This window comes from Intrasporangium zincisolvens (genome assembly GCF_034724055.1).
Classification (GTDB): domain Bacteria; phylum Actinomycetota; class Actinomycetes; order Actinomycetales; family Dermatophilaceae; genus Monashia; species Monashia zincisolvens.
In genome coordinates this window covers 55467-67684 of the sequence record NZ_JAWIIL010000005.1, presented here as the reverse complement: position 1 = coordinate 67684, position 12218 = coordinate 55467, and the positions used below count along the sequence as shown (strand labels likewise).

Genomic DNA, 12218 nt, shown 5'->3' with positions numbered 1-12218 from the left:
GAGACGCCGGAGGGCCCCGGGGCCCTCCGGCGTCGGCGCGGCGCGGGCTCAGCCCTTGAGGAGCTGGCGCGCCATGACGATGCGCTGGACCTGGTTGGTGCCCTCGTAGATCTGGGTGATCTTGGCGTCGCGCATCATCCGCTCGAGCGGGAAGTCACGCGTGTAGCCGGCTCCACCGAGCAGCTGGACGGCGTCGGTCGTCACCTTCATCGCGACGTCGGAGGCGAAGCACTTGGCGGCCGCGCCGAAGAAGGAGAGGTCCTTGTCGCCGCGCTCGCTCTTCGCGGCCGCGACGTAGACCATCTGGCGCGCGGCCTCGAGCTCCATCGCCATGTCGGCGAGCATGAACTGGATGCCCTGGAAGTCGGCGATGTGCTTGCCGAACTGCTTGCGCTCCTTGACGTACGCGAGGGCCTGGTCGAGCGCACCCTGGGCGATGCCGACGGCCTGCGCGCCGATGGTGACGCGGGTGTGGTCGAGGGTGCGCAGCGCGATCTTGAGGCCGTCGCCGACCTGCCCGACGACCCGGTCGCCCGGGATGCGGACGTTGTCGAAGTGCAGCTCACGCGTCGGGCTGCCCTTGATGCCGAGCTTGCGCTCCTTCTCCCCGAACGTGAAGCCCTCGTCCGACTTCTCGACGACGAAGGCCGTGACGTTGCCGCCGCGTGGGCCGTCGGGGTCGGTGACGGCGAGCACCGTGTAGTACTCGGAGACACCGGCGTTCGTGATCCACGACTTCTGGCCGTTCAGCACCCAGCCGTCGCCGTCCTGGCGCGCGCGGCACTTCATCGACGCGGTGTCCGACCCGGCCTCGCGCTCGGACAGGCCGTAGGAGAACGTCGTCCTGCCCTGCGCGAGCGGCGGCAGGTAGCGCTGCTTGAGGTCGTCACTGCCGTCGAGGATCAGCGGCAGCGAGCCGAGCTTGTTGACGGCCGGGATGAGCGAGGCCGACGCGTCGACGCGAGCGACCTCCTCGATGACGATGCACGTGGCGAGCGCGTCGGCCCCGACGCCGTCGTACTCCTCGGGCACGTGGGGGGCGAAGAAGTCGGACGCGACGAGGGCGTCGTGCGCCTCCTGCGGGTAGCGCGCCTCCTCGTCGACCGCGGCGGCGTACGGGGCGATCTTGTCCTCGGCGATCGCTCGGATCGCCTCCCGCAGGGCCTCGTGGTCCTCGCTGGTCCGGAACAGGTCGAAGTCGGCATTCGTGCTCACGGCCGCGATCCTACTCGCCAGTTCGGATTAGTAGGACGTCCTAGTGATCGACACCACGGCGGCCACCTCAGACGGGTGGCGGGACGACGTCCGCGGCACGGTCGACGGGGCCATAGGGCCGTGCGCCCGCAGATGCAGGGAGGTCGGGCGGGTCGAGTCCGTCGCGCCAGTCCTTGGGGTGGGTCGTGTAGGTGCGGCCGGTGAGGGTGGTCCATTCCAGGGCGCGGTCGGTGCCGCCGTCGTTGTCGGCACGGTCGCTGCTGGGTCGGGAGGTCCAGAGGCCGTCGGTCTTGAGGTTGTGGTGACGCCGGTGCTTGCTGAAGAGGTTGTCCACGGCGGTCTCGCCCCTTGGCCACGGGGTCTCGTGGTCGAGGTCGCACCGCGCGGCGGGGACCTGGCAGTCGGGGCCGCGGCAGAGGCCGTCGACGGCTTGGACGTGCTCGACCATGGCCTGGCTCGGCCCGTAGCTCTTGCTGGGGCGGCTGATCGCGTGCCCGGTGGCCAGGTCGACCGGCAGGGTCGCCCAGACCGACCCGGGGCGGGTCATGACGTCGCGGGCGTGGGCGGCGGTGACCCAGCCGTGCCCGGGAACCTCGCAGGCGGTGTCGGAGTCGCCGGTGGCGACCTCGAACGGCACCACGAGCCACACCCGCGCCGCCGCTTGCGCCTGACCAGAGGGCAGCGCTCCCGGACCGGCGAGAAGGGCTTCAGTGGCCAGGTCGCAGCGCAGCTGGTCCAGGCTCCGCGGATCCCCGGCGCCGCGCATCCCGCGGGCGGTCGTGTCGAGCCGGCCCAGGACGGCGGCGATGGTCGGGCCGTCCGCCGTGACGGTCAGGTAGCCCATCCCGTCGGCGGTCATCCGCCCGAACACCCCACGCCGCGCCCGCGCGTGCGCCCGGCGCTCCTCCGAGCCACGCGCGTCGACGGCTGCGACCGCGCCGCAGCCGGGCCGTGAAGGTCCGCTGCCCCACGATGTTCCCGTCGCGGCTCGGCGCCAGGACCGCCTCGGCCACCGTCGCGATATCCGCGTCGCACAACATGCTCGTGTCGGAGGCGACCTGCAGCACCCGGTACAGCGACGTCGCCCCCTCGCGCAGCGCCGCCAGCATCACCCGGTGCCGCCGCGGCGCCGTCGCAACCGCGAGCCGCCGCGCCACCTCCCCGGCGCCGACCCCCGTCGCGAGCGCGATCTCCTCGGCCACGACCCGCTCCGGCGACACCAAGCCCGCCATCCGAGCCGCCGACCCGCCCTGCGGCAGCGCCGCGACCTGCTGCGCCTCGATCGAGGCCAGCGCCCCGTACGCCGCGAGCAGCTCGGCCTCCAGCCGCGCCTTGGCCGACTCGAGCTCCTCGATCTGCTCCAGGACCTGCTCCCCGGCCCGCACCAAACCCTCGACCAGACCAGCCGACCGAGCACGCTCAGCCCGATCACGGACGGGGGCGAGCAGCGCTTCCAGCCACTCCGCGAGCTCGGACGGGTCGGCCGACCACGACACGCGAAGCACCCGGAACGGCCCAGCCTCCGGCACATCAGAGGCCCCACGCGGCGATGCGACGTACGGCATCCGGGGCCTCCTCTCGACGCCTGTCCCGTTTGTCCATTAGAACACATGTTCGAATGGAAGGAAAGACCTCTGTAGACCCTGTGGACAACGAGTTCGACTGACGCCCAGGACATCTCGACACGGCTCGGCGTCAACAGCCGGCAACGGCCTGCTCCACGGCCGCCCGAGGGCACGCATCGGGCGTCCACGATGAGGACACGCGCTCCCACCTCGCGGACACGCGTCCGTACACTCGCCGGTAGGTCATGAGTGTCAGCGTCAAGCCCCGGCTCGCTGGCCGGCAACCCTCCCACCGCGGCGGGGTGCCCCGGGTGAAGACCTGGCCCGTCGTCGCCACCCGGCGCGCGGGCAAGCGCGGAGACTCTCTCTCCCGCACCGACCCGTCGGTGCGCCGGACCCGTCCCCTCGGGGCACCCGGTCACCGGCCGCACGAGGACAACGAGGAGAACGACCGATGACCGAGCCGAAGTGGTCCTTCGAGACCCAGCAGATCCACGCCGGGCAGTCCGCCGACAGCGCCACCGGAGCGCGCGCCCTGCCGATCTACCAGACCACGAGCTATGTCTTCAACGACACCGACCACGCAGCAAACCTGTTCGGGCTCAAGGAGTTCGGCAACATCTACACACGCCTGATGAACCCGACCACCGACGTCGTCGAGCAGCGCATCGCGGCACTCGAGGGTGGTGTGGGCGCCCTGCTCGTGGCGTCTGGCCAGGCCGCGGAGACGCTCGCCGTGCTCAACATCGCCGAGGCGGGTGACCACGTCGTCGTCTCCCCCAGCCTCTACGGCGGCACCTTCAACCTCTTCAAGCACACCCTGCCGAAGTTCGGCATCGAGGTCGGCTTCGTCGAGGACCCGACCTCGATCGACTCGTGGCGTGCGGCGATCCGCCCCAACACCAAGCTGCTCTTCGGCGAGACCATCGCCAACCCGAAGAGCGAGATCCTCGACATCGAGGCCGTCGCGGCCCTCGCCCACGAGCACGGCGTGCCGCTCGTCGTCGACAACACCGTCGCGACGCCGTACCTCATCCGCCCGATCGAATGGGGCGCCGACGTCGTCGTGCACTCGGCGACGAAGTACCTCGGCGGGCACGGCACCTCGATCGCCGGCGTCATCGTCGACGCGGGCACGTTCGACTACGGCAAGGACCCCGAGAAGTTCCCGAACTACAACACCCCCGAGGAGAGCTACCACGGGCTCGTCTTCGCCCGCGACCTCGGCGTCGGCAGCCCGCTCGGCGCCAACCTCGCCTTCATCCTCAAGGCCCGGGTCCAGCTGCTGCGCGACCTCGGCCCCGCCGCGTCGCCCTTCAACGCCTTCCTCATCGCCCAGGGGCTCGAGACGCTGTCGCTGCGCATCGAGCGTCACATCGAGAACGCCCACAAGGTGGCGGCCTTCCTCCAGGCGCACGAGCAGGTCGAGCGCGTCGTGTGGGCATCCTTGCAGGACAGCCCGTTCCACGCCCTTGCCGACAAGTACACCCCGCGCGGCGCCGGTGCCGTCCTGTCGTTCGAGATCGTCGGCGGCCTCGAGGCGGGCAAGAAGTTCGTCGAGGCGCTGACGCTGCACAGCCACGTCGCCAACATCGGCGACGTCCGCTCGCTCGTCATCCACCCGGCGTCGACGACGCACTCCCAGGGGCCCGACGCGGACCGGCTCGCCGCCGGCGTCACGCCCGGCCTCGTGCGCCTCTCGGTGGGCATCGAGCACATCGACGACATCGTCGCCGACCTCGAGCAGGGCTTCACGGCCGCCAAGGCCTGACGCGGCCGAAACCCGGGTGTGGCGGCTCGGCACGGCTGGCACCATGTCGGCCATGCCGATCCGCTACCCCGCTCCCCTGCGTCCCGGCGACCGGATCGGCGTGACGTCGCCGAGCTCCGGCGTGTCCGACGCCCTCTGGGGACGCTTCGCCCACGCGGTCGAGTGCCTGCGCGACCGCGGCTTCGAGGTCGTCGTGGGCGAGCTCAACCACGCGCCGAGCCAGGTCAGCGGACCACGCGAGGCGCGCGCCGCCGAGCTCATGTCGATGCTGCTCGACCCGACGATCCGGGCCGTCGTACCGCCGTGGGGCGGAGAGACCGGCATCGACCTGCTCGACCTGCTCGACCTCGACGCGATCGCGGCCGCCGAGCCCACGTGGTGCGTCGGCTTCTCCGACACCTCCACGTGGCTGACCCCGCTCACCCTCGCCACGGGACTGGCGACCATCCACGGGCAGAACCTCATGGACACCCCGTACGCGCTCCCCGACGGCATCCTCCACTGGGTCGACGTCGCCGCCGCGACGCCGGGCGACGAGCTGCGCCAGCACTCCCCCGGCCGGTTCCGCTCCAGCGGCTGGGACGACTACGCCGGCAACCCGACGGTCTCGCAGATGACCCTCGACGGGCGCGGCACGTGGACCCGCATCGACCCCGGCCACGAGGGCGAGGCCGCGCACTTCTCCGGTCGCCTGGTCGGCGGCTGCGTCGAGACGATCAGCTTCCTCGCCGGCGGGCGCTTCGCCGACATCGGTGCCTTCGCCCGCGACCACGCGCCCGAGGGCACCGTCGTGCTGCTCGACATCGCCGAGTGGGCCTCGTACGACATCTGCCGCGCGCTGCACGCGATGCGCCTGCGTGGCTTCTTCGACGCGGCCAACGGCGTCCTCGTGTCACGTACCAACGCGCCCGAGCCGAACGGCTTCACCCAGCACGACGCCGTCCGCGACGCCCTCGGCATGCTCGGCCTGCCGATCGTGGGCGACGTCGAGTGCGGGCACGTCGCGCCGTTCCTCGCACTCGTCCAGGGCGCCACGACGACCGTCGAACACGACCCGGCAAGGGGCACGCACACGGTGACGCAGCGTCTCGACTGACAGGACGCGCGTAGCACGGTTGCGTGCCTTTAGCACCCTGGACTGGGTGGACCGTGTTAGTTTCCTCCACGTCCTCCGACAAGCCGGGGAGAAATGTCGGACGCGTCACACGTCGCTGCGCTCGTTCGAGCGACACCACAGGGAGCTCTTTCACATGCCACGCCTCGCCGACCACGTACCGCACCATCTCAAGGTCCGACTGCTGAGGCGGGTTCCGCAGGCCTGGTGGCTGCGCGTCCGTCCCCTTGTGCACGGCACGACGGACGCCCAGAGGCGGTACCGCGACCGCCGTGCCACTCGCGCCCTCGCCTCCGTGCCGCACCGGCTGCGCGGTGGCGGCGTCACGGTCTCCAACGGCGACCAGAACTGGCTCGCCCACCCGACCACCACCTTCTCCTCGGTGCGGGTCCTCGCCGACAACCTCGCGCTGGTCGCCGATGCCCTCGAGGCACACGGCGTCGAGCACGTCGTGCTCGAGTCGGAGACCAACCGCCGACGCCTCGTCGTCGTCCCGTCCGACTCCGCGCACGACGCGCGGGTCGCGCTCGAGCGCGAGCTGGCCCCGAGCGGTGCCTACGCCGCCCCCGTCTCCGGTGGCCGCATCGTGCGCCCCCGGCTCATCGGCCACCGCGTCATCCCGGGCGGCGCCTCGCACCTGCGCGTCTTCAAGGCGCTGTGCACGCCGGACCGGCAGTTCCTCAGCGCCGGTGACCTCGGCTGCGACGTCCAGTTCTGGGAGGAGACGAGCCAGGACGGCCCGCTCGCCCTCGGCAGCCAGCCGGTGCCGGCCGGCACGTGGGTCGCGCCGCGTCGCAACCACTGGATCGACGTCGTCGAGCCGGACAACCAGACCATCGCGCTGCGCGAGGTGGACGGCCGTGCCCGGCCGACGCTGGCGCGGGTCAGCCACCCGACGCTGGACTCCGTGCGCACCCCCGTCGACGTCGTCTACACGTGGGTCGACGGCTCCGACCCGGCGTGGGAGGAGCGGTACGAGCGGACCCTGCGCGAGGTCAAGGGCGCCGGCGCCGTCAACCGCCTGGCGACCAACTCCTCACGCTTCCTGTCCCGCGACGAGCTGCGCTACTCCCTGCGCTCGCTGGAGATGTACGCCGGCTGGGTCAACCACGTCTACATCGTCACCGACGCCCAGGTGCCCTCGTGGCTCGACACGAGCCACCCCAAGATCACGGTCGTCGACCACCGGGACATCTTCACCGACCACGACCGCCTGCCGACGTTCAACTCGCACGCGATCGAGTCGCAGCTGCACCACATCGAGGGACTGTCCGAGCACTTCCTCTACCTCAACGACGACGTGTTCTTCGGCCGGTCCGTCGAGCCGAGCCGGTTCGTGCGCAGCAACGGCCTGACGAACTTCTTCCCGTCGACGGCCAAGATCAACCTCGGTGGCCCGGCCCCCGAGGACTGGCCGGTCATGGCGGCCGGCAAGCGCAACCGCGACCTCGTCCTCTCGGAGTTCGGCCACCAGGTCACGAACAAGATGAAGCACGTGCCGCACTCGATGCGGCGCTCGGTGCTCGAGGAGATCGAGCGCACCTTCACCGACGACCACGGCCGCACCGCCCGGGCGCAGTTCAGGAGCGACTCCGACATCGCCATCCCGTCGTCGCTGGCGCACTACTACGGCTACTTCACCGGCCGCGCGGTCCCGGGCTCGATCGCCTACTTCTACGCCGACATCGCCCGGCCCGACACCCCGGCCCGTCTCGAGGGGCTGCTGCGCAAGCGCAACTTCGACGTCTTCTGCCTCAACGACCACGACTCCACGGGGATCGACCCCAGCACGCAGGCGCGGATGATCAGCACCTTCCTGCAGCAGTACTTCCCGCTCCCGTCCACGTTCGAGCGTCCGCCGCACGGTGACGAGGCATGAGCGTCCCGGACGCGCCGAACGACCTCACCGTCATCGTCCCGATCTACAACGTCGAGAGCTACCTCACCGAGTGCCTCGAGTCGATCGAGGCGCAGCCGGACTTCGCCGAGCTCGAGGTCGTCCTCGTCGACGACGGCAGCACCGACGCGTCGGGTGACATCGCGGCGCGGTTCGCCGGCCTGCACGACAACGTCCACCTGATCCGCCAGCCGAACGCCGGCCTGGGTGCCGCACGGAACGCGGGACTCGACGCATCGACGCGGACGTTCGTCGCGTTCTGCGACTCCGACGACGTGCTGCCGGCCGACGCCACGTCGACCCTGCGCTCGCTCGTCACCGACGACGTCGACGTCGTCGTCGGCAACATGCGCACGTTCCCGCAGGCCACGACCTGGCCCTGGCAGTCGGAGCTGACGCCGGAACCCCGGTGCGTGAGCAGCCTGGCCGAGGCGCCGGCCCTCGTCCACAGCGCCAGCGCGTGCAACAAGGTCTTCCGACGCAGCCACCTGGAGTCGCACGGGCTTCGGTTCGGCGAGGGCGTCCACTTCGAGGACGTCTACGTCACGCTGCCCGCGCTGCTGTGGTCACGAGGCACCGTCCTGACGCGGACGGTGGTCTACCAGTACCGCAAGCGCGAGGTCAGCGGCTCGATCATGGACTCGCTGTTCTCGAACCCGACGAACTTCGAGGACCACCTGCTCGTCGAGGAGATGCTGTCCCACCTGCTGCCCGGGCTCGACGAGGATCGCGCCGCCGCCCTGCGCTCCTTCATGGTGCGCAGCTTCCAGGGCTTCCTGCTTCGGGCGCCGGACATGCTCGAGGGACCGGCGCTACGGGACTTCTTCGACCGCGCCGTGTCGGTGTACCGCGACTTCCCGGCCGAGGCCGTCACGGACGCGGCGCTGAACGCCCGGCACCGCATCCCGTACGGCGCCGTGATGAAGGAGGACTTCGAGCTGTTCTCCGAGCGCGCGACGCATGCCACGCGTGTCAGGGCCCAGGAGGGCCGGCTCGTCCTGGACCGCTACGACGACCTCGACGACGTCATGAGCCTCGACACCGTCCACGCCTGGCTGGAGTCGGTCAGCGTGCGCCACGGCAAGGAGCTCGTGCTGACCGGGCGGCTCAACGTTCCCGGTCTGGACCTCAGCGCCGGCTGCACCCTCGAGCTGGGTTTGCGCGTGCGCGGCAGCGGGATCACGACCCCGGCCCGCGTCGTCGAGCGCCCGGACGTCGCGGTGCGCGCCCCCGAGCTGCGGTACAGCGGCTTCGAGGCGGTCGTGCCGCTCTCACGGCTCAAGGAGGGGCAGCACCACATGCGGCTGGTGTTCCTCACCCCCACGGGGCAGGCCTCGACCCGGACCAAGCCGAGCCAGGGCTACCTGCGCTCCGCACGCCACCACCGGCGTGCAGGGCTGAGCATCCTTCCGCGCGTGGACCGCTGGGACAACTGCCAGCTGTCCGTGCGACGCGCCGGCACGCCGGCCGAGCGCCGACGCCTGAGCCGCAGCCTGCTGCGCGAGGACGTCACGGCGTTCCGCAAAAGGGCGCCCTTCGGGGCGGAGCGGCTGCGCCGGGCGCTGTCGCGCCCGTTCATGCGCGGCAAGGACATCTGGCTGCTCGGCGAGCGGCGCGACACGACGCAGGACAACTCCGTCGCGCTGTTCCGGTACATCCGGCGCCACCACCCCGAGCTGCCCGTGTACTACGTGCTCGACCGGGACGCGCCGGGGTTCGCCGACCTCGCCCGCCTCGGCAACGTCGTGGCGCACAGCAGCCGGCGCCACCGCTGGCTCATGCTGCACGCGTCGGTCCTCGTCAACTCCTACGACATCGACGCCTACATGCTGCCGGACGGCTGGTCGCGCGAGCAGTACCAGCGGCACCTGGCCTGGCGCGTCGGCAGCCGTCGGGTGTTCCTGCAGCACGGCGTCATCTACAACGACGTGTCGCACGCGCTGCACCGGGGCATCACCGGCTTCGACCTGTTCTGCACCTCCTCCGAGGCGGAGGCCGACTTCGTCCGCGAGCGGATGGACTACACCCACCAGGTGGTGACCACCGGCCTCGCCCGGTTCGACACCCTGGTCAAGGCGCCGGCGCCGCGCCCGCGCGTGCTGTTCATGCCGACGTGGCGCAGCTACCTGGTCAGCCCGTCCTACGCCCGCACGAGGGCCGCGCGAGAGGCCCTCGCCGACTCCGCGTACGTCGCGTTCCTCCGGGCCTTCCTCGCCTCCCCCGACCTGCAGGCCGAGCTGGAGCGGCACGACGCGACGCTGGAGTTCCTCCCGCACTACGAGGTCGCGCCGCACGTCAGGGACCTCATCGAGGCGCAGCCCAGGTACGTCTTCGGGGACCCTCGCTCGCGCGACATCCAGTCGGCGATCCGCGAGTGCTCGGTGTTCGTGACCGACTGGTCCTCGACCTTCTTCGACGCCGCCTACCTCGGCACCCCGATGGTCCTGTGCCCCTTCGACCGCGACGACTTCTACAGCCGTCACTACCGGCCCGGCTACTTCGACCCGGTCGACCACGGTTTCGGGCCGGCGGCCGTCGAGCCGGAGGACGCCGTCGCCGCGGTCGTCGGGCACCTGCGCTCGGGCGGGACCGTGGAGGCGACCTACGTCGATCGGGCGGACGCCTTCTTCGCCCACCGGGACCGCTCGAACGCCGAGCGCATCGTCGAGGCGATCACGTCGCTGCGCTGACCCGTCCGCGCAGCAGAGGGCTCAGCCGACGACCTCGTCGACGAAGCACCAGCGCCACGTCTCCCCGGGCTCGATGGAGCGCATGACCGGGTGCTGCGTCTCGTGGAAGTGCGCCGACGCGTGCTTGAACTCCGAGGAGTCGCAGCAGCCGACGTGCCCGCACTGGAGGCACAGGCGCAGGTGCACCCACGTCGTGCCGTTGCGCAGGCACTCCTCGCATCCCTCGGGCGTGCGCGGTTCGGCGCACGAGTCGGTGTCCTCCAGGTGCTCGCACGGGGCCGCGATGGTCTCCACGGGCAACATCTCGCTCTCTGCCAGTCGTTCCTGCTGGTCGTCGATGCGATCGAGCATCGTCTCCTCGAGGTCGAGCGCGCCGAGCACCACGCGGAGCACGGCCTGGTCGGCGCGCCCCTCGTCGCGCAGGCGCAGCACCTCGTCGCGCTCGGCCTGGAGCATCGACATGCGGGCACGCACGTACCGCTCGCTCGGCGTCTCGACGACGTCGACGCCGCGGGGTCCGAGGCGCTCCCACATCTGGTTGAGCCGGTCGTCGGCGCGCTCGCGCAGCGTCGCGCGGGTCGCCTCGTCGACGTCGGGCATGGCGTCGAGCGCATCGAGCCCGGCCCGCGTCGCGGCCTGGAGCACCGTCGCCGCCTGGAGCGCGTCCTCGCGCGGGTCCGGTCCGCGCACCCCGAGCCGACGCGCGAGGCCGGGGAGCGTCGTGCCCTGGATGAGCAGCGTCCCCACCGTGACGACGACCGCGACGAGCACGAGCACCTCGCGGTGGGGCGTCTGCGCCGGCAGCAGCAGGGCCGCCGCGAGCGTCACGACGCCGCGCATGCCGGCCCACGACAGGACCGCGGTGTGCGACCACGGCGAGGGCGCCTCGAGGCGCAGCACGGTGGCCTTGAGCCACCGGAACGGGAACACCCACACCGGTCGCGCCAGGAGCACGACGAGGAGCGTGCCGAAGGCCGCCCATGCGATGGTGCCCCACGAGAGCGGCGAGGCCCGGACCTTCTCGACGACGTAGAACACCTGCAGGCCGATGAGGAGGAAGACGGCGTTCTCGAGGAGGAACTGGATCGAGCTCCAGTTGATCCGCTCGGCCAGGCGTGAGGCCCCGGTCTGCGACCGCGGCGAGCGGTGGCCGAGGACGAGGCCCGCCGTGACGACGGCGATGACGCCCGACGCGTGCAGCTCCTCGGCCGGCACGTACGCGGCGAACGGCACCATGAACGACAGCACGGTGTCGAAGGCCGGCTCGGTCGAGAACCACCTGCGCAGCCACCCGACGACGAGCGCGATGACGAACCCGATCGCCGCGCCCCCGACCGACGCCCAGAGGAACTGCCCGACGACGCCACCGAAGGTGACGGCGTGCGAGCCGCCGCCGGTGGCGTACCCGGCCGCGGCGAGCGCGGTGCTCAGCGCGACGAGCGCCGTGGCGTCGTTGAGGAGGGACTCTCCCTCGAGGATCGTCACGAGCCGGCGCGGCAGTCCGATCTGGCGGCCCACCGCGGTGGCGGCGACGGCGTCGGGTGGCGCGACCACGGCTCCGATGGCGAACGCCAGTGCGAACGTCAGGCCGAGCACCTGGTTGAGGAAGAGCGCGACGACGAGGGCGGTGAAGAGCACGAGCCCCACCGACAGCGACAGGATCGTGCCCTTGTACGTGCGGACGTCGATGAGTGAGGTCTGGATCGCGGCCGCGTAGAGCAGCGGCGGCAGGATGCCGAGGAGGACGACCTCCGGCGTCAGGACGACCTGGGGCACGAACGGCAGGTAGGACCCGACGATGCCGACGAGGATGAGGACGAGGGGGGCGGGCAGGCGCAGGCGGTCGGCCAGCCACGCCCCGCCGAGGACGGTCGCGGCGATCGCCAGCAACCCGGTCGCGATCTCCACCGGGCCATCCTGCCAACAACCGGCCCCCAGCGGGACTCCAGCCCGACGCGTGGGCTCC

8 protein-coding genes and 1 riboswitch are annotated in these 12218 nt (G+C 71.4%); of the genes, 4 read left to right on the top strand and 4 right to left on the bottom strand.

Annotated elements, in window-relative coordinates; translation table 11 throughout:
- Positions 1-48 precede the first annotated feature (48 nt).
- The 3 genes from RY076_RS14615 to RY076_RS14605 all read right to left on the bottom strand — a co-directional run bounded on the left by RY076_RS14615 (position 49) and on the right by RY076_RS14605 (position 2780).
- The gene (locus RY076_RS14615) at positions 49-1215 is read right to left on the bottom strand and encodes an acyl-CoA dehydrogenase family protein (protein WP_323099325.1); all 1167 of its coding nucleotides are present in this window, start codon (positions 1213-1215) and stop codon (positions 49-51) included.
- Between the two features lie 67 nt (positions 1216-1282).
- On the bottom strand, positions 1283-1855 hold the full coding sequence (locus RY076_RS14610) for an HNH endonuclease signature motif containing protein (protein ID WP_323099323.1): 573 nt from the start codon (positions 1853-1855) through the stop codon (positions 1283-1285).
- 67 nt (positions 1856-1922) lie between these two features.
- The gene (locus RY076_RS14605) at positions 1923-2780 is read right to left on the bottom strand and encodes a serine/threonine-protein kinase (protein ID WP_323099321.1); all 858 of its coding nucleotides are present in this window, start codon (positions 2778-2780) and stop codon (positions 1923-1925) included.
- A gap of 241 nt (positions 2781-3021) precedes the next feature.
- Positions 3022-3141, top strand: a riboswitch (SAM riboswitch).
- A gap of 93 nt (positions 3142-3234) precedes the next feature.
- On the opposite strand from RY076_RS14605, the gene RY076_RS14600 reads away from it, so the two are divergent.
- The 4 genes from RY076_RS14600 to RY076_RS14585 all read left to right on the top strand — a co-directional run bounded on the left by RY076_RS14600 (position 3235) and on the right by RY076_RS14585 (position 10252).
- Positions 3235-4551, top strand: a complete 1317-nt coding sequence (locus RY076_RS14600; protein ID WP_323099319.1) for a bifunctional o-acetylhomoserine/o-acetylserine sulfhydrylase — start codon at positions 3235-3237, stop codon at positions 4549-4551.
- A gap of 52 nt (positions 4552-4603) precedes the next feature.
- The gene (locus tag RY076_RS14595) at positions 4604-5647 is read left to right on the top strand and encodes a S66 family peptidase (RefSeq protein ID WP_323099317.1); all 1044 of its coding nucleotides are present in this window, start codon (positions 4604-4606) and stop codon (positions 5645-5647) included.
- 154 nt (positions 5648-5801) lie between these two features.
- Positions 5802-7544 carry a stealth family protein gene (locus RY076_RS14590; protein ID WP_323099315.1) on the top strand — a complete coding sequence of 581 codons (1743 nt, stop codon included), beginning with the start codon at positions 5802-5804 and terminating at the stop codon, positions 7542-7544.
- The gene (locus RY076_RS14585) at positions 7541-10252 is read left to right on the top strand and encodes a bifunctional glycosyltransferase/CDP-glycerol:glycerophosphate glycerophosphotransferase (RefSeq protein WP_323099313.1); all 2712 of its coding nucleotides are present in this window, start codon (positions 7541-7543) and stop codon (positions 10250-10252) included. The genes RY076_RS14590 and RY076_RS14585 overlap by 4 nt, the downstream gene beginning before the upstream one ends.
- A gap of 21 nt (positions 10253-10273) precedes the next feature.
- Here the strand turns inward: RY076_RS14585 and RY076_RS14580 are convergent, their stop codons facing one another.
- Positions 10274-12160, bottom strand: a complete 1887-nt coding sequence (locus RY076_RS14580; RefSeq protein ID WP_323099312.1) for a Na+/H+ antiporter — start codon at positions 12158-12160, stop codon at positions 10274-10276.
- Positions 12161-12218 lie beyond the last annotated feature (58 nt).

Excerpts from the sequence above, each read along its gene's own strand:
- RY076_RS14585 (WP_323099313.1), top strand. The coding sequence starts at position 7,541 with ATGAGCGTCCCGGACGCGCCGAACGACCTCACCGTCATCGTCCCGATC.
- RY076_RS14595 (WP_323099317.1), top strand. The coding sequence starts at position 4,604 with ATGCCGATCCGCTACCCCGCTCCCCTGCGTCCCGGCGACCGGATCGGC.
- RY076_RS14590 (WP_323099315.1), top strand. The coding sequence starts at position 5,802 with ATGCCACGCCTCGCCGACCACGTACCGCACCATCTCAAGGTCCGACTG.
- RY076_RS14600 (WP_323099319.1), top strand. The coding sequence starts at position 3,235 with ATGACCGAGCCGAAGTGGTCCTTCGAGACCCAGCAGATCCACGCCGGG.
- RY076_RS14605 (WP_323099321.1), bottom strand. The coding sequence starts at position 2,780 with ATGCCGTACGTCGCATCGCCGCGTGGGGCCTCTGATGTGCCGGAGGCT.